The organism is Microbacterium sp. ET2, from assembly GCF_030347395.1.
Lineage (GTDB): Bacteria > Actinomycetota > Actinomycetes > Actinomycetales > Microbacteriaceae > Microbacterium > Microbacterium albipurpureum.
Genome location: NZ_CP128170.1, coordinates 480,773 through 502,207, shown reverse-complemented (window position 1 = coordinate 502,207; position 21,435 = coordinate 480,773). Strand labels below are relative to the sequence as shown.

Here is a 21,435-nt window from a genome sequence, read left to right as displayed (position 1 = left end):
CGCCTCAGCGGGGTGTGTCGATGTGCCACTCCGTCGGGTCGACCGCGCCGACGACGGCCCAGTCGTCATCATCCCAGTGGAACCGGGCGACCGCGCACGTGGGCATCTCGCCGATCCGGCCTCCGGAGAGGGCGTCGGCGAGCTCCGCCATCCCGGGGTTGTGGGCGACGAGCATCACCCGCAGGGCGCCGCTTTCCGACGCGGTGGCGAGGAGCGTCGAGGGTGAGGCGCCGTACAGGTCGGGGACAAGGGTGACCGTGGTCTCCAGCGCCGCGGCGAAGGCCTCCGCGGTCGTGCGGGCGCGCACGGCGGTGCTCGACAGCAGCGCATCGGGGCGGAACCCCGTTCCGGCCAGGCGCGCGGCCATGCGCGGCGCATCGCGCCGGCCGCGCTCGTTCAACGAGCGATCGTGATCGCGGAGCCCGGGGTCGCCCCAGTCCGACTTCGCATGTCGCGCCAGCACCAGTTCGATCGTCATCGGATCGCTCTCCCCGCCAGAAGCTCCAGGACGCACAGCGCGGCCAGTCGCACCGTCCGGCCGTCCTCGGTGTCGGCCGTCGCGTCGACCTCGACGATATCGGCTGAGACCAGCCGGGCATCGGACGTCGCCGACCGCACCAGCGCGCGAAGCGCATCAGCGCTCAGCCCACCCGGAACCGAGGCCGGGCAGCCCGGTGCGACCGAGCGGTCGCAGACATCCACATCGATGTCCAGGTGCACGCCGCCTGCACCCGCTCCTGCGATCTCGAACGCCTCGGCCATGAGGTCAGCGGCGGGGCGACGGCGCACCTCATCCAGGGTGATGAGGGTGATCCCCAGTTCCACGGCGCGCGCGACGTACGCGGGGGAGTTGGCGAAGTCCGCGATGCCGATCTGCACGATCCGTCGTGGATCGAGCCCGTCCTCGATGAGCCGGCGAACCGGCGAGCCGTTCGACCTGCCGTCGCGCAGGTCGAGGTGGGCGTCGAGGGTGATGAGGCCGCCCGCCCGCCCACCCTGGACCACCGGCACGGTCGCGGCGTTGTCGCCACCGAGACCGACGACGAACGCGCCACGGGCGACGAGGTCGGCCACAGTTCGGCGGACGCGCGCCTCGCCGGCGTCGCCGTCGGGCTCGGGCACGTCCCCGGCGTCGACGATCGACAGTGCGGCGTCGAGGTCGAGCGCAGGCGGACCGATCAGGGTGGCGCTGTACCGCTGCAGCGCCGCACGCACGGCGGCGGGGGTGGCGTGCGCTCCGGTCGCCGACAGCGACGTCCGCCAGGTCGGCACGCCGAGGATCGCGACATCGACGCGCCCCGAGATCTCGGCGCCGTCGTGCGCGGACGGCCACTCGCCGGCACGGGGCCAGAGCGGGTCGTGGAAGAGGCCGCTCACGCCGTCACGTACACCCAGGCGACGCGGCCGCTGGCGAGCGGGGCCGAGATGCGGCGATAGAGCGAGACCTCGTACTCGTCGGCGGCGTCGAGCTCGTCCTCGGTGATGGACATGACCTTCCCCACCACCTTGTCCAGCGGATTGCCCGTGGGGCGCACGATGGGGTGCACCGCGTGCCCCGAGACATCCACGACGCGTTCGTCGACGATCTCGGCGTAGTCCACCGTGAATCCGGGCAGGATGTCGGGTTCGGCCTCGACGATCCTGCCGAAGGTGTCCAGCTGCACCTCGGGCTGCTGGAGTGTGCCGTAGCTGAAGAGCAGTTCGCCGCCCATCGATTCCACGCGCTCACTGTAGCGCCGCAGGAGCGTCATCCCCAGATGGCGCGGGCGATCGTATAGATGACCAGACCCGCCAGCGACCCGACGATGGTGCCGTTGAGCCGGATGTACTGGAGGTCGCGCCCGACCATGAGCTCGATCTTCTCGGTGGTCTCCTCGGGGTCCCACTTCTCGACGGTGTCGGTGATGATCGAGGCGATGTCGTGGCGGTATCGGTCGACGAGGAAGACCGCCGCCTCGGTCACCCAGCCGTCGGCACGCTGCTGCAGTGCGGTGTCGGTCACCAGACGCTCGCCGATGTCGGCCAGCGCATCGGTCAGTCGGCGGCGCAGGCCGCTGTCGGGGTCGTCGAGGGCAGCCAGCAGTCCGGACTTCGCGGTGCCCCAGGCCTGCGCGGCGAGTTCGCGGACCCGCGGGCTGTCGAACAGCGCGCCCTTGGCGTCTTCGAGTCGTCCGATGGTGGCGGGGTCCGTCTGCAGGTTCTGGGCGAGCCGCTCGAGGTAGCCGTCGATCGCATGCCGCGCCGGATGATCGGGATCGGCGCGCACGGCCGCGACGAACTTCACCGCTTCGTTGTACACCGTCTCGTCGACGAGGCGTTGAGCGATCCGGGGCACCCAGCTGGGCAGTCGCCGCGAGACCAGACCCTCGAACGCCACTCTGTTGGCCGAGAGCCAGTGGTCGATGGTCTCCGCGGCCAGATCGACGGCGCTGTGGTGGGCGCCCGCGTCGATCACTCGGCCGAGCCACGCGCCGACGGGAGGGCCCCACTCCGGAACGAGCACGTGCTCGCGAGCAAGCTCTTCGATCACGTCGCGCACATCGTCATCGCTCAGGGCGCGCAGGACGCCGGCGGCGATCACCGAGGCTTCGGAACCCACCCGGGCTGCATGCGCGGGTTCGCGCAGCCACTCGCCCGCCCGGCGCGACACATGGGTCGCGGCGAGCTTCGTGCGCACGACGTCACCGCGCAGGAACTCGGTCTCGACGAACTCGCCGAGCGTGCGGCCGATCTCGTCCTTGCGCTTGGGGATGATGGCGGTGTGCGGGATGGGGAGACCGAGCGGATGCCGGAACAGCGCCGTCACCGCGAACCAGTCCGCGAGGGCTCCCACCATGCCGCCCTCGGCGGCGGCGCGGACGTAACCGAGCCAGGGCACCTGCTCCTGGAGCGAGAAGGCGATGGCGAACACCACGGCCATCGCCAGCAGAGCGCCCAGGGCCACGGCCTTCATCGTGCGCAGGCCGCGGCGCCGCTGCTGGTCGGCGGGGCTCAGCAGAGCCGTCGGGGTACGCGCCATCCGGTCATCCTCGCACGTCACCCCTCAGCCGGTGCTGAGACCGGGAAACGCAGGAGCGCCGCCACGGGTGAGCCGTCGACGAGGTCGGCGTTGCGCACACCCCGCACCGTTCCGCCGCCCCGCAGCACCCGCGCGGCGATCTCGTCGACGACGGCGTACGCCGAGGGGGTCGGCTCCTCGGAGGTGGTGATGACGCCGAACTCGTCGATCTGGCCCTCGAGGGTGGCGTCGATGTCGAACAGAAGCTCGTCGACCGCTGCGGCGGTTGCTGCCGCGGCAACCTCGGCGAGGCGACTGGTCGCCAGGTCCTCGGCTCTGCGCGTGCCGAAGAGCTCCCGCCACTCCGACAGCTCACGCGAGAACTCCGCGTCGAGGATCGCCCGCGCCTTCTGCTCGAGTTCGGCGTCGTCGAGGGAATCGGGGTGGGCGTCGATCTTCGCTTCGAGAAGGCGAGGGTGGGTGTTGACCGCGCGGTAGGCAGGGTCGAGGTCGACGGTGGCGGCGAGGATCACGGGAACATCGCGGGGCGCGATGGCGACGACCCGGTCCTGGACGACCCGGCAGAAGCGTTCACGCTCGATCCGGTCTCCAGTCGATCCCTGCGGGCGCGGCATGTCGGCCTGGCCGTCGTTGCTGGCATGCTCGAGGACCGCGTGGTGGTCGTCGGGCAGGTCGAGCTCGTGGGCGACGACGCCGTGATCGGCGCTGATCTCCGTCAGGCGGGCTCCGCCCTGGGAGACCTGGATGATGAAGGCGCGATGCGGGAACGCCGTCGCGCGCAGGAGTGCTCCGGTGTCGAACCGATCGCCGACGGCGACGTTGCGCTCGACCCGGTTGGCCAGGCGGAAGACCTCGACGCGTGACGGGGAGGCGAGGATCACGAGCGAACGCGATTGGTGGCGCCAGAGCTCGTCGTCGTCTTCCAGAGCGCGGAGCGCGGCCACGACCTCCTCCGCGTCGGCGGCGTCGACGTCCTTCTCGGCGAGCATCCGCTCGGCCTCCGACACCGCGCTTCTCAGGTCTCCTCGCACTCTGTCGTGATCTGAGGGGACGGGCGACGATGCCACGGCGATGGTGACGCTCGCGTCGTCGCGGACGTCGATCAGTTCGAGCAGCTGGGCGGTGTGGGGAATGTCGGTGGGCAGCATCGCACCACGCTATGACGGCCGCGCGGGCGAGGGCAGGTCCTTGCGTACTTCGCGAGTGTCGGTTACGGCGCGGCGCCGATGGCTGAGAGGGTCGAATCCGTCACCGTTACGGCACATAGACGACGGAATCCGCGAGGTTTTACAACTCCGACACACAATCACGTCTGTACGAGCAACAGCGCGTGTGTTTGACTACGGGACACAGCGGTTCGAACAGACGCGGCACTGCCGCCCGCGGAGGATTCATGCCCGAGGCTTCCCTCACCACACACCCCGGCCCGCGCGGGCGCACCTCGCAGCCGGAGGAGGATGCGAGCGGGGCGACGGGGTCGGTCGTGATCGACCGGGTCACCAAGCGCTACGCGGGTCAGGCGGCTGTCGACGATCTGTCTCTCGCGATCGCTGCCGGCGAGTTCGTCTCGCTCCTCGGGCCCTCCGGGTGCGGGAAGACGACGACCCTCCGCATGATCGCGGGATTCGAGCATCCGGATGCCGGGGACATCGTCGTCTCCGGCCGCTCCGTGCTCGGTCTTCCGCCCTACCGCCGCGACGTGAACACCGTCTTCCAGGCCTACGCGCTCTTCCCTCACCTGTCCGTCGCCGAGAACGTCGCCTACGGTCTGCAGCAGACGCGCACGCCGAAGGCGGAGGTGCGGCAGCGGGTCGCCGACGCGCTGGACATGGTGCAGATGCGCCGGTTCGCCGACCGCAAGCCGACGCAGCTCTCCGGCGGGCAGCAGCAGCGCATCGCCCTCGCACGCGCCCTGGTCAACCGGCCCGCCGTGCTGCTCCTGGACGAGCCGCTCGGCGCCCTGGATCGGCAGCTGCGCGAGGAGATGCAGCTGGAGCTCAAGCTTCTGCAGTCGCGGTTGGGCATCACCTTCGTGTTCGTCACCCATGATCAGGGTGAGGCCCTGTCGATGAGCGACCGGATCGCGGTGATGCGCGATGGCCGCATCGAGCAGCTGGCGGACTCGGACACCATCTACGCGCGGCCGGCGACGGCCTACGTGGCGGCGTTCGTCGGCCAGCAGAACTTCTTCCGCGGAGCGGTCGTCGACGCGGGCGCGGCGGTCGAGTCTCCACACGTCGTCGTGCGCGGCACGGAGCGGGTGCTGACGGGCCCGCAGGGCGAGGCCGCGGTGCGGCCCGAGAACATCCGCATCGATCCCGCCGGGTCATCCGCGGCCGGCGAGGTGAATGCGGTCGAGGGCGAACTCATCGGCGTCTCGCACCTGGGCGAGACGATGCAGTACCTCGTCAGCCTCGGCGGCGACCAGAGTCTCGTGGTCCGCCGACCCACGCCCGACGCCCCGGCCCTGCGCGTCGGCGACCGGGTGCGCTGCGCGTGGGCGCCCCACCACGTCCTCCTCTTCCCCTTCGACGACGCCGCCGAGGAGGGCGGCTACGTCGCGCCGCCGACCGCCTGAACCCTTCACCGGATTTCCCGACCTCCCGACCCCAGGAGCACCGATGAACGAATCCCGCAGCCCGATCCGCATCCTCGCCCCCGACGCCGCCGTACCCGTCATCGCGCGCGAACTGTCCCGGCGGCGCTTTCTCAGCCTCGCCGCCCTCGTCGGCGGGACGGCGGTGCTGGCAGCGTGTGCACCGGGTGGCGGGAGCGCACCGAACCCACAGGCCACCGGTGGCGACCTCGAGAGCGATCTGTCCATCTACACCTGGGGCGACTACGACTCACCCGACGTCATCGCGGACTTCACGTCGGAGCTCGGGCCGCGGGTGGCGCTGGACTCCTACAGCTCGAACGAAGAGCTGATCGCCAAGCTCGTCGCGGCGCGGGGCACGTCCGGCTACGACATCGTCGTGCCGACCGGGGTGTTCATCCCCCAGATGATCGAGAACGAGCTCCTCACCCCGTTGAACAAGGAGCTGCTGCCGAATCTGGCGAACATGGATCCCGCCTACCTCGGGCGAGCGTGGGATCCTTCCAACGACTACTCGGTGTGCAAGGCCTGGGGCACGACCGGGTTCGTCTACGACAAGAACGTCATCACGCGCGAGCTCGCGACGTGGTCGGACTTCTTCGACGCCGCGCAGAACGAGGCGAGCGGCAGGACATCGATGTCGGATGACCCGGCGGGGATCATCGGCGCCTACTTCTGGGCCAACGACATGGATTGGAACACCGAAGACCCCGCCGAGCTCGAGGAGTGCCGCGCGTTCCTCGTCGAGACCATCGCACCCCACATCTCCGCCTTCGACTCCTATCCCGGGACCAACGCCATCCCGCAGGGCACGCAGGTGCTGATGCAGGCCTGGAATGGAGATGCCCGCCTCGGCCTGCTCGAGAGCAGCGAGCCCGACCGGTGGCAGTGGGTGCTGCCCGGCCCGCTGACCGAGCTCTGGATGGACAACTGGGCGATCGCCGCGGGTGCTCCCCATCCCGAGGCGGCGCACGCGTTCATCAACTTCTCGATGACACCCGAGAACCTGGCTCTGAACCTCGACTACATCGGCTACAACGTCGGGGGCAAGGACATGGAGCAGGCCGCGGTCGAAGCCGGTCTCGAGCTCACCGACATGATCTTCTTCACACCCCAGCAGCTCGACACGATGCGCGAGCAGACCTTGAACGACTCGCAGACGACGCGGGTGGAGATCTGGAACGAGATGAAGGCCGCGGCGGGTGCCTAGACGCCGCGCCGGTGCCGCGCTCGCCGTTCCGGCGTGGGCATGGCTGCTGGTGTTCTTCGTCGCCCCCGTGGCGATGGTGGTCTGGTTCAGCTTCGGCTACAAGCCGGGCGTCTTCGGCACGCACGCCAACGACGTGCTCTCCTTCGACCGGTACGTCGAGGCGCTCTCCCCGACGTTCTTCACCACCTTCCAGAACACGCTGTGGGTAGGGGTGCTCGGAACGGCGATCTGCTTCCTGATCGGGATGCCGGTCGCATACTGGATGGCCTTCAAGGTGCGACCTGAGCGTCGTGGCCTCCTCATCGCCCTCGTGCTGGTGCCGTTCTGGACGAACTTCCTGGTGCGCACGATCGGCTGGCAGGTGATCCTCGCCCCGGAGGGATGGGCGTCGGGAGTGCTGCAGTCGATCGGGATCATCGATGGCCCGCTCGAACTGCTCTACACCCGCACCGCGGTGCTCATCGGCGTCGTGTACAACTATCTGCCGCTGATGATCCTGCCCCTGTTCGTGGCCTTCGACCGCGTGGGCCCGGCGGTGCGCGAGGCATCGAAGGACCTGGGAGCGGGGAAAGTCACGACGTTCCTGCGCGTGACCCTGCCGCTGTCGCGTCCGGGCGTCATCGCCGGTGTCCTGCTCGTCTTCATCCCCCTGATGGGCGACTACATCACGGCCACCGTGCTCGGAGGGGCGCGGGGGAACATGGTCGGGCAGCTCGTGGCCAGCCAGTTCCAGACTGCCCAGAACTGGGCGCTCGGGTCGGCGATGGCGGTGCTGCTGATGCTGGTGATCGTGCTCACGATCGCTGTGGCCGCCGCGATCATCTGGGTGATCACCCTGCCGTTCCGGTCGCGCACGGGGCTGGTGCTCGGCCCGCCACCCGAAGCCGCCGCGCCGGAGACGGCAGCGCCCGAGCGGGTGGAGGTGCGGTCGTGACCCTGGAGCGGAGGTCGGCTCCCCGATCGTGGTCGGACATCGCGCTGACGGTCTGGGGCGTCCTGGTGCTGCTGTTCCTCTTCGCCCCCATCATCGTGATCGTGATCTACTCCTTCAACAGCGGACGTCTCCTCGTGGCGTGGGATGGCTTCGGCTTCGACGGATTCCGCGCCATCGTCGAAAAGCCCGCCATCCAGAACGCCGTCCGCGTCTCGATCGTCACCGCGCTCATCTCCGCCGTCATCGCCACGGTGCTCGGCACCCTCGCCGGGATCGCCATGGCCCGTCATCCGGGCCGGTGGGTCTGGTGGTTCCTCGGACTTCTCCTCCTCGTCTCGGTGACGCCTGAGATCGTCGACGCCGTGGCCCTGCTGCCCTTCCTGGTCTTCCTCGGGCAGGATCTCGGCCTCGCCTTGTTCAACGACGGCATCGTCCGCCTGTCGATCGGCAGCTCGCTTTTCGCCACGGCCGTGGTCTCGTACATCGTGCGTGCGCGCCTGGTCGGACAGGAGGCGAACCTCGAAGAGGCTTCGGGTGATCTCTATGCCACGCCTCTGACGACCTTCCGCCGCATCACTCTCGCCCTCGCCATGCCGGCGGTGCTGGCCGGATTCCTCCTGGCCTTCACACTGAGCCTCGACAACACGATCATCGCGGCGTTCGTGCAGGTCTCGGGCACCACCCCCTGGCCGGTCTACGTCCTGAGCGCAGTGCGGTCGGGCCTGCGGCCCGAGATCGCCGCCGTCTCCACGATCATGCTCCTGCTGACCCTGGTCGCCCTCGCACTCGTCGCCTTGGTCCTCAGGCGCGCGGGCGACTCCGCGTCGCAGATCGCCCGCACCATGACCGGCGGCTGACGGTGCCCGCCGACATCGTCTTCACCGGAGGGCCGGTGTTCCTCGCCGACGCGGCGCGCAGCCGCACCTTCGCCGTCGCGGTGGCCGGCGAGAGGATCGTCGCGGTCGGCCCGGAGGCGAGCGGATGGATCGGACCGGGCACGGAGGTCATCGATCTGGCCGGGCGACTGCTCGTGCCCGGTTTCCAGGACGCGCACGTCCACCCGGTCTGGGGCGGCCTCGACATGCTCCGCTGCGATCTGTCGGCTGACTCCAACCGCGAGGCGTACCTCGCCCGCATCGAGGCGTTCGCCGCGCAGCATCCGGATGACGAATGGGTGCTCGGCGGCGGGTGGATGATGTCGGCGTTCCCCGGCGGTACGCCGACGGCGGCCGACCTCGACTCCGTCGTTGCGGACCGGCCGGCGTTCCTCCCCAATCGCGACGGACACGGCGCGTGGGTCAACTCGCGCGCGCTGGAGCGGGCCGGCATCACGCGCGACACCCCGGACCCCGCCGACGGCCGGATCGAGCGGGATGCTGCGGGGGAGCCCACCGGCACGCTCCACGAGGGCGCGATGAGCCTGGTCAACAGGCTGCTCCCCGAGGAGCCGCCCGAGCGACTCGTCGAAGCACTGCTGACCGGCCAGCGCTACCTGCACTCGTTCGGCATCACCGCGTGGCAGGATGCGATCGTCGGCACGCAGTACTCCGACGCGGGTGACCCACTGCCCGCCTACCTCACCGCCGCAGCATCCGGACAGCTCACCGCACGCGTCGTCGGGGCGCTCTGGTGGGACCGACATCGGGGTCTCGAGCAGATCGCCGACCTCGTACGCCGTCGAGCCGAGTCCTCCGTCGGGCGGTTCCGGGCGACGACAGTGAAGATCATGCAGGACGGCGTGGCCGAGAACTTCACGGCGGCCATGCTGGAGCCTTACCATGACGCCCACGGCCACCACACCGACAACGCAGGTATCTCCTTCGTCGAGCCCGCCGTGCTCAACGCGGCTGCCATCCAGCTGGATGCCCTGGGCTTCCAGATGCACTTCCACGCGATCGGCGACCGCGCCGTGCGCGAATGTCTCGACGCGATCGAGGCTGCCCGACGGGCGAACGGCCCGAGCGGGAATCGTCACCACATCTCGCACATCCAGGTCATCCATCCCGATGACATCCCGCGGTTCCGCGATCTGGACGTGACCGCCAACATGCAGATGCTCTGGGCGACGCTGGAGCCGCAGATGGTCGAGCTCACGCTCCCGTTCCTCGGGGAACCGCGGGCGTCGCAGCAGTACCCGTTCGGAGATCTTCTGCGCGCGGGCGCGACGCTCGCCGCCGGCAGCGACTGGTCGGTCAGCACCCCCGACCCGTTGGCGGCCATCCACGTCGCGGTGAACCGTCGGTCCGCGCCGAGCGAGTGGGAGGGGGACTACGAGCCCTTCCTGCCCGAACAGGCGCTGGATCTCGGCACGGCGCTCGCTGCGTACACCGCGGGTTCGGCCCGCGTGAACGGCCTCGACGACACCGGCACGATCCGCGTCGGCGCGCTCGCCGATCTCGTCCTCCTGGATCGCGACCCGTTCGCCGCGCCGCCCGATCAGATCGGTTTCACCCGCGTACTCGGCACCTGGGTGGGCGGGCAGCGCGTCTACACCGCCTAGGAACGGCCGCTGATCAGGTCGGCGAGGTGGGCCAGGCGCGAGGTGCGCGCGCCGTGCCGGCTCTCACGACGATCCGCGGCGCGATACGCCGCGTAGATCCCCTGGATACCGAGCCACCGCAGCGGCTCGACCTCCCAGCGCCGCGCCGGCTGATTGACCCACGGCAGTCGGGTGAGGTCGGTGTCCCGACCGGTGATCAGATCCGCGAGAGTGCGGGCTGCCAGATTCGTCGCGGCGACGCCCGTGCCGACGTACCCACCGCCCCAGCCGAGCCCGGAGGCGGGGTCGTACCCGACGCTCGCCCGCCATGTGCGCGGCACGCCGAGCACCCCGCTCCAGCCGTGGGCGAGCGGGGTGCCGGTGGCTGCGGGAAACCAGGAGTGGAGGATGCCGGCGAGCCCGGCCACCGTGGTTGCCGAGACGTCACCGTCGTTGTCGGTGCGGGAACCGAAGCGGTAGGGATTCCCGCGTCCGCCCAGGGCGATCCGGCCGTCCGGCGTGCGCTGGGCGTAGGCGTACACGTGGGAGAGGTCCTCCAGCGTGTCGCTGTCCGCCCATCCGATCTCGGACCAGGCGGCTTCCGGCAGCGGCTCGGTGATGATCATCGCGGAGTTCAGCGGCACCCAGGTGCGGCGTTCGCCGCGCAGGGTCGCGGTGTACCCCTCGGTCGCACGGATGACGTGCCGCGCCCGGACGGTACCGGTCGCGGTGACGGCGCGGCCGGGACGGATCCGCTCGACGCGGGTGTCTTCGTGGATCCGCACGCCGAGCCCGCGGACGACGGCGGCCAGGCCCGACGCCAATTTCGCGGGGTGGATTCGAGCACAGTGCGGCTGCCAGAGTCCGCCGAGCGATCCGGCGACGCGCACCCGCTCATCGGTGTGCTCCCGGTCGAGCCGCCGGAAGCCCTCCTCCGGCCACGCGGTCGCGTCCCGCGCGAACGCGTCCGCCCGCGCGAGCTGCGCCGTGTTGCGCGCCACCACGAGGCTGCCGCCCTTGCGGATCTCGGCGTCGATCCCCTCGCGTCGGGTGGTGACGATCACCTCGTCGACCGTGTCGTTGAGCGCTTCCTGCAGAGCCGCCGCGGCGGCTCTGCCGTGGTGCTTCACATACCATTCGTGCCCGCCCGTGATGGTGTTGGTCAGCCAGCCGCCGTTGCGTCCCGACGCGCCGAAGCCGGCGAAACGCGCCTCGAGCACACGAATGGACATCCCGGGGTTCTGCGTGGCGAGATAGTAGGCCAGCCAGAGTCCGGTGTACCCGGCGCCGACGATGGCGACATCCGCGTCGGCGTCACCGTCGAGGCGGTCGGCCGGTCGGGGAACGCCCAGCTCCGCCATCCAGAACGAGACGTTCCCCATCGCGGGTGACACGCGGTCTACAGCACCTTCTCGGCGTCGGTCAGCACTGCGCGCAGGATCTGCTCGATCTCTGCGAACTCGGCAGGTCCCGTCGTCAATGGGGGAGCGAGCTGGATCACGGGGTCGCCGCGGTCGTCGGCCCGGCAGTACAGCCCGGCCTCGAACAGCGCCTTCGACAGGAACCCGCGCAGCAGTCGCTCCGACTCGTCGTCGTCGAAAGTCTCGCGCGTGGACTTGTCCTTCACGAGCTCGATGCCGAAGAAGTATCCGTCGCCGCGCACGTCGCCCACGAGCGACAGATCGCGCAGCTTCTCGAGCTCGGCGCGCAGCAGCGGCGAGTTCTCCCGGACGCGGTTGTTCAACCCCTCCTCCTCGAAGATGTCGAGGTTCTCGAGGGCGACCGCCGCCGAGACCGGGTGTCCGCCGAATGTGTACCCGTGCGCGAACGTCGTCTGGCCGGTGCGGAACGGCTCGTAGATGCGGTCGCTGACGATCGTGGCGCCGATCGGCGAGTAGCCGCTCGTCATGCCCTTGGCGCAGGTGATCATGTCGGGCACGTAGCCGTACGCGTCGCACGCGAACATGTGGCCGATGCGGCCGAAGGCGCAGATGACCTCATCCGAGACGAGCAACACGTCATAGCGATCGCAGATCTCGCGGACGCGCTGGAAGTAGCCGGGCGGCGGGGGGAAGCATCCTCCGGAGTTCTGCACCGGCTCGAGGAACACCGCGGCGACCGTTTCGGGCCCCTCGAACTGGATCATCTCCTCGATGCGGTCGGCCGCCCACACGCCGAAGGCCTCCTCGTCGTCGGTGGGCGCACCCATGTCGCCGGCGCGGTAGAAGTTCGTGTTCGGCACCCGGAACCCGCCGGGGGTGACCGGTTCGAACATCGCCTTCATCGCCGGGATGCCGGTGATCGCCAGCGCCCCCTGCGGCGTGCCGTGATAGGCGACGGAGCGCGAGATCACCTTGTGCTTGTTCGGTTTTCCCTGCAGCTTGAAGTGATACTTCGCGAGCTTGAACGCCGTCTCGACGGCCTCGCCCCCGCCGGTGGAGAAGAACACCCTGTTCAGGTCGCCGGGCGCGTACGACGCCAATCGATCGGCGAGTTCGATGGCCGCGGGATGCGCGTACGACCAGATGGGGAAGAAGGCCAGTTCGGATGCCTGCTGTGCGGCCGCTTCGGCAAGTCGCCGTCGTCCGTGGCCGGCGTTGACCACGAACAGTCCCGACAGCCCGTCGAAGTACCTCCGGCCGCCCGCATCCCAGATGTGGTGACCGTCGCCCTTGACGATGATCGGGACCCCGTCGGCCACGGTGGACTGGCGGGTGAAATGCATCCACAGGTGGTCGTCGGTCATCTGCTGCAGCGCTTCGGCGTCGGGCCTGAGGCGCGCCGTGCGGGTGAACTCTGACGTCATCGTGTTCCCCAGTTGTAGAGCTGCTTGTGGAGCTTCAAGTAGACGAACGTCTCGGTGGACCGGACGCCGTCGATGCTGCGGATCTCGGAGTTGAGCAGCGCGAGCAGGTCGTCATCGCTCTCGCACACCACTTCGGCGAGGATGTCGAACGATCCCGCTGTGAGGACGACGTAGTCGACCGTGGGCAAGGCGGCCAGTGCCTCGGCGACCTCACGCGTGTCACCCGACACGGTGATGCCGATCATCGCCTGACGGTGGAAGCCCAACTGCAGCGGGTCGGTGACCGCGACGATCTGCATCACGCCCGACTCGGTCAGTCTCTGCACGCGCTGGCGCACAGCCGCCTCACTGAGCCCGACGGACTTGCCGATGTCGGCGTACGAACGGCGACCGTCCTCCTGCAGAAGTTCGATGATCGCCTTCGACACCTCGTCGATCTGCGGGGGTGCGGTCCGCGCTGCCATGTCTCGATCCTGGCACTCGAGGAGCGCCTGAGCAACTGATTCCGTTGAGAATAGTTCGCCTGACTGACGAGAACGATAGTCAGACGGATGTGGGCGGTGCGATCGGGCCGAGCCAGGCGGTGGCGAGGGCGGCGTGCGCCGATTCGGGATCGGAGGGATGGAACTGCCCGGCGAGGACGTCGCGGTAGAGGCGGGACAGCTCATTCCGGGCGAAGAACGAGGATCCTCCCGCGACCAGCATCGCCTCGTCGACCACCTGTCTGGCCGCTGCGACCGCACGGTGCTTCACACCGGCGAGCAGCGAGAACCATCGCTCGCCGTGTTCGGCTCGCGCGTCCACGTCTGCGCTCAGGACGGAGATCTGGGGCGGAAGCGCGTCGTAGGCCATCGCCATGGTCGCCACGCGCCGACGGATGTCGGGGTCGTCGCTGAGGGGTGCACCGGTCTTCTTGGAGTGCCGTGATCTCGCCGACAGCACCGCGAGGTCGAGCGCTCGCCGTGCGATGCCGGTGTACACCGAGGCGATGAGCAGTTCGAACACGCTGAAGATGCCGAAGACGAGCGGGTCGGGCTGGGGCCCGGGTGCCACGCGCCTGACCACGCGCTCGGGCGGAGCGACGGCGCCGTGGAGCTCCGTCGTGCGGGACTGGGTGGCGCGCATGCCGAGGGTGTCCCAGTCATCGCGGATGCGCACCCGATCGTCAGCCTCCTCGCTTCGCGGCACGAAGGCATAGACGATCCGCGGGCCGTCGGCCGAGCGGGTGTCGAGACCGTGAAGTCCCAGCTGCGTCCAGACGGGCGACAGGGTGGTGAAGATCTTGGTGCCGGTGAAGGCGTACCCGCCGTCCGGCCGGGGATCGGCGGCGGTGTCGCTGCCGAAGAGCACGAGGTCGTTGCCGGCTTCGCTGATGCCGAAGGCGAACACCTCTCCCGCTGCCGCGCCCTCGAGCACGAACCGCAGGTCGTCGATGCCGCGGTCGAGCAGCTGGCGCGCGACGCCCGTCCACACCAGGTGCATGTTGATCGCGAGCGCCGTCGCCGGGGCGGCGGTGGCGAGCCGCTGCTGCAGCACCGCGACCTCGGCGAGGGTCAGTCCTCGTCCCCCGAGGGTCTCCGGTACGAAGAGGGCGAGGTACCCGATGCCACGGAGCTCGTCGAGGTCGGCCATGGGGAAGGTGTTCTCGTGGTCGTGGGCGCCCGCGCGCTCACGGAACCGCTCCAGCAGATCCGGCGGGAGGATCTTCTCGGATTCGCTCACGATCCCATTGTCCGTTCGTCCCGCAGCACCCGGCGCAGCTCGGCGACGGTCTGTTCGGGCTTGTCGCGATGCGGAGAGTGCCCGGCGCCGGTGACCACCGTCATCCGCACCCGGTCGTTGGCTGCGAGCACCTCGGTGGCGAGCGGGCCGTCGAAGATGCTGTACACCTTGGGATCGGCGGCGAGAACGTCCACGTCGACATCCAGTCGCGCGAGGGCGGCGCGGACGTCCCACGCGGGATTCTGCAGGCTCGTCTGCTCGACCGCCCACCGGCTGGCCTGTCGGGCTGCGAGGGCCTTCAGCTCGATGTCGTGAGGATGCCACTGCGGGTGCGCCTCACGCACAGCGGCCTCCGTCGGGTCGGCGAAGGCCTCCTCCTGACTTCGTCGCACGACCTCCCGGTCGTGGTCGGAGAGGTGGACGGCGGGATCGATCAGGATGACGCGACGCGTCCATTCCGGATCGTCCGCGGCGGCGAGCGTGGTCGCCGCGCCGCCGAGGGAGTGGCCGATGACGAGGTCCCACGTGCCATCGCCCTGCTCGGGACGGATGCCGACGAGGTCTGCGGCGTAGGCGGGGATCGTGTAGTCGAGCACGCGTGGGGCCACGCCGTGCCCGCGCAGATCCACGGCGTCCGCGCGCCATCCGTCTTCGGCCAGCGCCACGCCGTAGCGCCACATCAGTGCGGCGGTGGAGCCGAGGCCGTGGACGAGGAGCGCGCGTCGCGCGGCGCGCGGGTCGCCCCAGGAGATGCGGGGGAGAGTCACCGGAAACGTCACGCCCTTCAGCGTAAGCGGGCCTCGCCGCCCCGGGGTGGCGGAAGATGGAGGGCATGATCTCGACCGACCTCGCCCTCGAGCTGCGCGCGGCGGGTCTCGTGTGGCATCCGACCTCCGGTGATCGCTTCCAGCTGGACGAACCCGAATTCGATGCCGACGTCTTCACCGTCAGCGAGATGACCATCGAACCGCGCGAGTACCCGACGGGTCGCATCCTGGCTTTCAACGGAACGACCGAGTGGGCGCTCGACTCGGTCGCGCTCGAAGACGCCCTGTGGCTTCCGCACGAGAGCCAGCTGCGGGAGCTTCTGCGCGGGGCGTTCCGGTCGCTGCGCCGGCTCGTCGACACCCATCAGGTGGAGATCGAGCTGGGCGGCGACGTCATCGTGTTCGAGCATCCCGAGCCCGCCGACGCCTACGCGCTGGCCGTCCTCGAGCTGCTGCGTCGCATCCAGTAGCGCGCTCGCCCGCGGCATCCGCTCAGGTGATCGTCGACACCGGTTCGGTGTCGGGGATCGGGCTGGCGTCGCGCCCGCGGAGATCGGGGAACCCTCGGACGAACACCACCGCGACGAGGAAGCCGACGCCCGCGAACGCCGCCGCCGCCAGGTAGGCGCCCTGCGGACCCACACCGTCGATGAGGAAGCCGGCGACAGCCGAACCCGCGGCGGCGCCGATGAGCTGTCCCGTGCCGATCCAGCCGTACGCCTCGGCGGTCTCGCTGAATTTCACGCTCGCCGAGGTCATCGCGAAGAGCACCGCCAGCGCGGGGGCGATGCCGATACCGGCGAGGAAGAGCGTGCCGCCGAGCCACCACACATCGAGCGAGATCAGGGCGAGGAGCAGGCCCAGGGTGAAGATGCCCATGCGTCGCGCCATGGCCCAGGGGCCGATGGGGATGTGGCCGAAGCCGAGCCCGCCGGCGAGGCTGCCGATGGAGAAGACCGCCAGGACGAGACCGGCCTCCAACCCGCTGTGGCCGAAGGTCGCCACGACTCCGGCCTCGACCGCGGCGCAGCCGCCGATGAGGAGGAAGCCGATGACGGTGGCCAGAAGCACGGGGGGCTTGGCGAGCACCCGTCCCAGGCGTCGGCGGCTCCGTGGGATCCGCACGCGTCCGACCTCGGGCGACAGGATGAACCACAGTCCGCCGCCGACGAGGATCACCACGATGAGGACCAGGGCCTCGACCGTGCCGATCTGGGTCGCCACGAAGGTCACCAGAACCGGCGCGATGATCCAGATGATCTCCTGCAGCGAGGCATCCAGCGAGAACAGCGGCGTCAGCTGACGGGAGTTGACCATTTTGGGGTAGATCGTGCGCACCGCCGATTGGACCGGAGGCGTCGACAGCCCTGCGACCAGGCCCAGCAGCATGTAGGCGGGGAGCGGCATCTCGACCAGGGCCAGTGTCGCGATCGCGACCGCGCAGATCGCCAGGGTGATCGACAGCACCCGCCGCATGCCCCACAGGCCCATCCAGCGGCTGGTGACCGGGCCGGCGACCGCCTGTCCGACGGAGGTGGCGGCCAGGACCAGACCGGCCGCGCCATACGATCCGGTCACCTGCTCGATGTGAAGCAGGACGGCCAGGCTCGTCATGCCGTTGGGGAAGCGGGCGGTCAGCTGTGCGGCGATGATGCGCGCTACTCCGGGGGTGCGCAGAAGGTCTCGATATCCCGCCACGCCACCACGCTAGTGCGACACGCCGCGACACGCCGTCGTGCTCTGTCCACAGGTAATCGGATGTCGGAACCCCCGAATACGGTCGCCCCTGTGGAGGAGTTCTCTCTCGGGTTCGCGGAGCCGCGCGAATCCGGGCTTTCCGGCAGCGGAACCGACGCGCCGCCTGTGGATGAAATGGTGGACAACCTGTGTTGTACATGGGGATGACGGTGAGAAAACTACACGGATGTAACTACTATCCCTAGTGGTGCTATCCGATGTCGGCACCCATATGTAGTATTGGTCTCCCGGTGGGGGTCACCGGAGAAAACACTCGAAATCGAGGGGAGAACGGATCGACATGGCGATCACCGTTTACACCAAGCCGTCCTGCGTGCAGTGCACTGCGACCTACCGTGCACTGGACTCGAAGGGCATCGCATACGAGGTCCACGACCTTTCCGAAGACCCGGCCGCGCTCGAGCAGGTCAAGGCCCTCGGCTACCTGCAGGCACCCGTCGTCATCACCGACGAAGACCACTGGTCGGGCTTCCGTCCCGACAAGATCGACGAACTGGCGTCGCGCCTGGCCTGAGGCCGGCGCCGCGTCGGGGACCCGCGAGGACCGAGCTCAGGAGGGAACCATGAGCGCACTGGCGACATCCGCCCCGCTCCTGGTGTATTTCTCCAGCGTGTCGGGCAACACCGCACGCTTCGTCGAGAAGCTCGATCTCCCCGCCATCCGCATCCCGATCACCGCCTCCGAACCGACCCCGGTCGTGGACGAGCCCTTCGTTCTCGTGACCCCCACCTATGGGGGAGGCCAGGGACGCGGTGAAGAGAAGGGTGCCGTCCCCAAGCAGGTCATCCGTTTCCTCAACGACGAGCGGAACAGACGATCCCTGCGGGGAGTGATCTCCGCAGGCAACAGCAACTTCGGCGAGTCGTTCTGCCTCGCCGGCGAGATCATCAGCCGCAAGTGCCGAGTGCCGCACTTGTACCGGCTCGAAGTATTCGGCACGCCTGAAGACGTGACACGCGTCAGCGATGGATTGGAACGATGGTGGAAGCTGCACTGACCGAGAAGGACTTCAAGACCGAGGCGCGATTCGAGGGTATGGATTATCACGCCCTCAACGCGATGCTGAACCTGTACGGACCGGACGGGAAGATCCAGTTCGACGCCGACAAGCGCGCTGCGCGGGAGTACTTCCTCCAGCACGTGAACCAGAACACGGTGTTCTTCCACTCGCTCAAGGAGCGCCTGGACTACCTCGTGGAGAAGGAGTACTACGAGCCCACGGTGCTCGAGAAGTACCCCTTCGAGTTCATCCAGCAGCTCAACGACCTCGCCTACGGAAAGAAGTTCCGCTTCGAGACGTTCCTCGGCGCCTTCAAGTACTACACCAGCTACACGCTGAAGACCTTCGACGGCAAGCGGTACCTCGAGCGCTTCGAGGACCGCGTCGTCATGACCGCCCTCGGGCTCGCCGACGGCGACCAGACGCTCGCCGTCCAGCTGGTCGAGGAGATCATCTCCGGGCGCTTCCAGCCGGCCACGCCGACGTTCCTGAACACCGGGAAGGCGCAGCGCGGCGAGCTGGTGTCGTGCTTCCTCCTCCGGATCGAAGACAACATGGAGTCGATCGCCCGCGGCATCAACTCCGCTCTGCAGCTGTCCAAGCGCGGTGGCGGGGTGGCGCTGCTGCTGTCGAACATCCGTGAGGCCGGCGCTCCGATCAAGCAGATCGAGAACCAGTCCTCGGGCATCATCCCGGTGATGAAGCTCCTCGAAGACAGCTTCAGCTACGCCAACCAGCTCGGCGCCCGTCAGGGCGCGGGTGCGGTCTACCTGTCGGCGCACCACCCCGACATCCTGCGGTTCCTCGACACCAAGCGCGAGAACGCCGACGAGAAGATCCGCATCAAGACGCTGTCGCTGGGTGTGGTGATCCCCGACATCACGTTCGAGCTGGCCAAGAACGACGAGGACATGTACCTTTTCTCGCCGTACGACGTCGAGCGCGTCTACGGCGTGCCCTTCGGCGACATCTCCGTCACCGAGAAGTACCGCGAGATGGTCGACGACGCCCGCATCAAGAAGACCAAGATCAACGCGCGCGAGTTCTTCCAGACCCTCGCCGAGATCCAGTTCGAGTCGGGTTATCCGTACATCATGTTCGAGGACACGGTGAACAAGGCCAACCCGATCAAGGGGCGGATCAACATGTCCAACCTGTGCTCGGAGATCCTCCAGGTCAACACCCCGACGACGTACGACGAAGACCTCTCGTACGCCCAGATCGGCAAGGACATCTCCTGCAACCTGGGATCGATGAACATCGCGCTGGCGATGGACGGCGGCAACCTCGGCCAGACGGTCGAGACGGCCATCCGCGCCCTGACCGCGGTGAGCGACCAGAGCCACATCCGCTCGGTCCGCTCGATCGAGGACGGCAACGACCGCTCGCACGCGATCGGTCTCGGACAGATGAACCTGCACGGCTTCCTCGCCCGTGAGCACATCCACTACGGCTCGGAAGAGGGCCTGGACTTCACGAACATCTACTTCTACACGGTGCTCTTCCACGCCCTGCGCGCGTCGAACCGACTCGCCATCGAGCGCGGCACGGCCTTCGACGGCTTCTGGGACTCCACCTACGCCTCGGGGGAGTTCTTCGACAAGTACACCGATCAGGCATGGGTGCCCGCCACGGAGCGGGTCGCGGAGCTGTTCACCGAGATCCCCGTCCCCACCCAGGACGACTGGCGCGAGCTGAAGGCGAGCATCCAGCAGTACGGCATCTACAACCAGAACCTGCAGGCTGTGCCGCCGACCGGATCGATCTCGTACATCAACAACTCGACCTCGTCGATCCACCCGATCGCGTCGAAGATCGAGATCCGCAAGGAAGGCAAGCTCGGCCGCGTCTACTACCCGGCTCCGTTCATGACGAACGAGAACCTCGAGTACTACGAAGACGCGTACGAGATCGGCTACGAGAAGGTCATCGACACGTACGCGGCTGCGACGCAGCACGTGGACCAGGGGCTGTCGCTGACGCTCTTCTTCAAAGACACCGCGACCACGCGTGACATCAACCGGGCGCAGATCTACGCCTGGAAGAAGGGCATCAAGACCATCTACTACATCCGCCTGCGGCAGATGGCGCTCGAGGGAACCGACATGTCCGAGTGCGTCAGCTGCATGCTGTGACCCTCTGATCAGGACTTTTTAGGAGACATGATGGCTGAGAAGCTCCAACTGCTCAACCGGGTCCAGGCGATCAACTGGAACCGCATCCAGGACGAGAAGGACCTCGAGGTCTGGAACCGTCTGGTGAACAACTTCTGGCTGCCCGAAAAGGTGCCGCTGTCCAACGACATCCAGTCCTGGAACACGCTGACTCCGCAGGAGCAGACCCTCACCATGCGGGTGTTCACCGGTCTGACCCTGTTGGACACCATCCAGGGCACGGTCGGCGCGGTGTCGCTGATCCCCGACGCGATCACCCCTCACGAGGAGGCGGTGTACACCAACATCGCGTTCATGGAGTCGGTGCACGCCAAGAGCTACTCGTCGATCTTCTCGACGCTGTGCTCGACGCCCGAGATCGACGACGCCTTCCGCTGGTCGACGGAGAACGAGAACCTTCAGAAGAAGGCGCGGATCGTCATGGATTACTACCGCGGCGACGAGCCCCTCAAGCGCAAGGTTGCGTCGACTCTGCTGGAGTCGTTCCTGTTCTACTCGGGCTTCTACCTGCCGCTGTACTGGTCGTCGAAGGCGAAGCTGACGAACACGGCCGACATCATCCGCCTCATCATCCGCGACGAGGCCGTGCACGGCTATTACATCGGCTACAAGTTCCAGCGTGGTCTGGAGCTGCTGGATGACGCGGAACGCCAGGACATCAAGGACTACGCGTTCTCGCTGCTGTACGAGCTGTACGACAACGAGATCCAGTACACCCAGGATCTGTATGACGAGGTCGGCCTCACCGAGGACGTGAAGAAGTTCCTTCACTACAACGCCAACAAGGCGCTGATGAATCTCGGCTACGAGGCGATGTTCCCGGCGACCGTCACCGACGTGAACCCGGCCATCCTGTCGGCGCTCTCGCCGAACGCCGACGAGAACCACGACTTCTTCAGCGGGTCGGGCTCGTCGTATGTCATCGGCAAGGCCGTCGCCACCGAGGACGACGACTGGGACTTCTGAGAA

At 68.2% G+C, this 21,435-nt stretch carries 21 protein-coding genes; 10 read left to right on the top strand and 11 right to left on the bottom strand.

The window, feature by feature from the left end; all coding sequences use genetic code 11:
• Positions 1-4 precede the first annotated feature (4 nt).
• The 5 genes from QSU92_RS02495 to QSU92_RS02475 are packed head-to-tail and all read right to left on the bottom strand — an operon-like array spanning position 5 to position 4,167.
• On the bottom strand, positions 5-478 hold the full coding sequence (locus QSU92_RS02495) for a SixA phosphatase family protein (protein ID WP_289264613.1): 474 nt from the start codon (positions 476-478) through the stop codon (positions 5-7).
• Positions 475-1,377, bottom strand: coding sequence for an agmatinase family protein (locus tag QSU92_RS02490; RefSeq protein ID WP_289264612.1), 903 nt, complete (start codon positions 1,375-1,377; stop codon positions 475-477). Before QSU92_RS02490 ends, QSU92_RS02495 begins: the two co-directional genes overlap by 4 nt.
• The gene (locus QSU92_RS02485) at positions 1,374-1,751 is read right to left on the bottom strand and encodes a gamma-glutamylcyclotransferase family protein (RefSeq protein WP_289264611.1); all 378 of its coding nucleotides are present in this window, start codon (positions 1,749-1,751) and stop codon (positions 1,374-1,376) included. Before QSU92_RS02485 ends, QSU92_RS02490 begins: the two co-directional genes overlap by 4 nt.
• On the bottom strand, positions 1,748-3,019 hold the full coding sequence (locus QSU92_RS02480; protein ID WP_289264610.1) for a DUF445 domain-containing protein: 1,272 nt from the start codon (positions 3,017-3,019) through the stop codon (positions 1,748-1,750). The genes QSU92_RS02485 and QSU92_RS02480 overlap by 4 nt, the downstream gene beginning before the upstream one ends.
• A 17-nt stretch (positions 3,020-3,036) precedes the next feature.
• A complete protein-coding gene (locus tag QSU92_RS02475; RefSeq protein ID WP_289264609.1) occupies positions 3,037-4,167 on the bottom strand; it encodes a baeRF11 domain-containing protein in 1,131 nt (376 codons plus the stop codon).
• 245 nt (positions 4,168-4,412) lie between these two features.
• Here QSU92_RS02475 and QSU92_RS02470 point away from each other — a divergent pair, with 245 nt between their 5' ends.
• From QSU92_RS02470 to QSU92_RS02450, 5 genes are read left to right on the top strand one after another with little or no spacing between them, the layout of a single operon-like run.
• Positions 4,413-5,597: an ABC transporter ATP-binding protein gene (locus QSU92_RS02470; protein WP_289264608.1), complete on the top strand. Its 1,185-nt coding sequence runs from the start codon at positions 4,413-4,415 to the stop codon at positions 5,595-5,597.
• 43 nt (positions 5,598-5,640) lie between these two features.
• Positions 5,641-6,825, top strand: a complete 1,185-nt coding sequence (locus QSU92_RS02465) for a polyamine ABC transporter substrate-binding protein (RefSeq protein WP_289264607.1) — start codon at positions 5,641-5,643, stop codon at positions 6,823-6,825.
• Positions 6,818-7,759 (top strand): ABC transporter permease, encoded by a 942-nt coding sequence (locus QSU92_RS02460; protein WP_289264606.1) that lies wholly within the window; start codon positions 6,818-6,820, stop codon positions 7,757-7,759. The genes QSU92_RS02465 and QSU92_RS02460 overlap by 8 nt, the downstream gene beginning before the upstream one ends.
• On the top strand, positions 7,756-8,616 hold the full coding sequence (locus QSU92_RS02455) for an ABC transporter permease (RefSeq protein WP_289264605.1): 861 nt from the start codon (positions 7,756-7,758) through the stop codon (positions 8,614-8,616). The genes QSU92_RS02460 and QSU92_RS02455 overlap by 4 nt, the downstream gene beginning before the upstream one ends.
• 2 nt (positions 8,617-8,618) lie before the next feature.
• Positions 8,619-10,259 (top strand): amidohydrolase, encoded by a 1,641-nt coding sequence (locus QSU92_RS02450; RefSeq protein WP_289264604.1) that lies wholly within the window; start codon positions 8,619-8,621, stop codon positions 10,257-10,259.
• On the opposite strand, the gene QSU92_RS02445 is transcribed toward QSU92_RS02450, so the two are convergent.
• From QSU92_RS02445 to QSU92_RS02425, 5 genes are all read right to left on the bottom strand, one after another.
• Entirely contained in the window at positions 10,256-11,632 is a 1,377-nt protein-coding gene (locus tag QSU92_RS02445) for an NAD(P)/FAD-dependent oxidoreductase (protein WP_333783436.1), read from the bottom strand. The two genes, QSU92_RS02450 and QSU92_RS02445, sit on opposite strands and share 4 nt — an antisense overlap.
• Positions 11,633-11,637: 5 nt before the next feature.
• Positions 11,638-13,044 carry an aspartate aminotransferase family protein gene (locus tag QSU92_RS02440; RefSeq protein ID WP_422880409.1) on the bottom strand — a complete coding sequence of 469 codons (1,407 nt, stop codon included), beginning with the start codon at positions 13,042-13,044 and terminating at the stop codon, positions 11,638-11,640.
• On the bottom strand, positions 13,041-13,508 hold the full coding sequence (locus tag QSU92_RS02435) for an Lrp/AsnC family transcriptional regulator (protein ID WP_289264603.1): 468 nt from the start codon (positions 13,506-13,508) through the stop codon (positions 13,041-13,043). Before QSU92_RS02435 ends, QSU92_RS02440 begins: the two co-directional genes overlap by 4 nt.
• 79 nt (positions 13,509-13,587) lie before the next feature.
• Positions 13,588-14,766, bottom strand: a complete 1,179-nt coding sequence (locus QSU92_RS02430; protein ID WP_289264602.1) for an acyl-CoA dehydrogenase family protein — start codon at positions 14,764-14,766, stop codon at positions 13,588-13,590.
• Complete coding sequence (locus tag QSU92_RS02425; protein ID WP_289264601.1) at positions 14,763-15,545, bottom strand: alpha/beta fold hydrolase; 783 nt, start codon at positions 15,543-15,545, stop codon at positions 14,763-14,765. The genes QSU92_RS02430 and QSU92_RS02425 overlap by 4 nt, the downstream gene beginning before the upstream one ends.
• A gap of 53 nt (positions 15,546-15,598) precedes the next feature.
• On the opposite strand from QSU92_RS02425, the gene QSU92_RS02420 reads away from it, so the two are divergent.
• Positions 15,599-16,003, top strand: a complete 405-nt coding sequence (locus QSU92_RS02420; RefSeq protein ID WP_289264600.1) for a pilus assembly protein CpaE — start codon at positions 15,599-15,601, stop codon at positions 16,001-16,003.
• 22 nt (positions 16,004-16,025) lie between these two features.
• Here QSU92_RS02420 and QSU92_RS02415 read toward each other — a convergent pair whose 3' ends face one another.
• On the bottom strand, positions 16,026-17,231 hold the full coding sequence (locus tag QSU92_RS02415; RefSeq protein WP_289264599.1) for an MFS transporter: 1,206 nt from the start codon (positions 17,229-17,231) through the stop codon (positions 16,026-16,028).
• A 340-nt stretch (positions 17,232-17,571) separates the two neighbouring features.
• On the opposite strand from QSU92_RS02415, the gene nrdH reads away from it, so the two are divergent.
• From nrdH to nrdF, 4 genes are read left to right on the top strand one after another with little or no spacing between them, the layout of a single operon-like run.
• Complete coding sequence (gene nrdH / locus QSU92_RS02410) at positions 17,572-17,805, top strand: glutaredoxin-like protein NrdH (protein WP_179561498.1); 234 nt, start codon at positions 17,572-17,574, stop codon at positions 17,803-17,805.
• Between the two features lie 49 nt (positions 17,806-17,854).
• The gene (nrdI, locus tag QSU92_RS02405; protein ID WP_289264598.1) at positions 17,855-18,289 is read left to right on the top strand and encodes a class Ib ribonucleoside-diphosphate reductase assembly flavoprotein NrdI; all 435 of its coding nucleotides are present in this window, start codon (positions 17,855-17,857) and stop codon (positions 18,287-18,289) included.
• Positions 18,271-20,427 carry a class 1b ribonucleoside-diphosphate reductase subunit alpha gene (gene nrdE / locus QSU92_RS02400; protein ID WP_289264597.1) on the top strand — a complete coding sequence of 719 codons (2,157 nt, stop codon included), beginning with the start codon at positions 18,271-18,273 and terminating at the stop codon, positions 20,425-20,427. The genes nrdI and nrdE overlap by 19 nt, the downstream gene beginning before the upstream one ends.
• A 30-nt stretch (positions 20,428-20,457) precedes the next feature.
• Positions 20,458-21,432: a class 1b ribonucleoside-diphosphate reductase subunit beta gene (gene nrdF / locus QSU92_RS02395; protein ID WP_289264596.1), complete on the top strand. Its 975-nt coding sequence runs from the start codon at positions 20,458-20,460 to the stop codon at positions 21,430-21,432.
• The last annotated feature ends 3 nt before the right edge of the window (positions 21,433-21,435 follow it).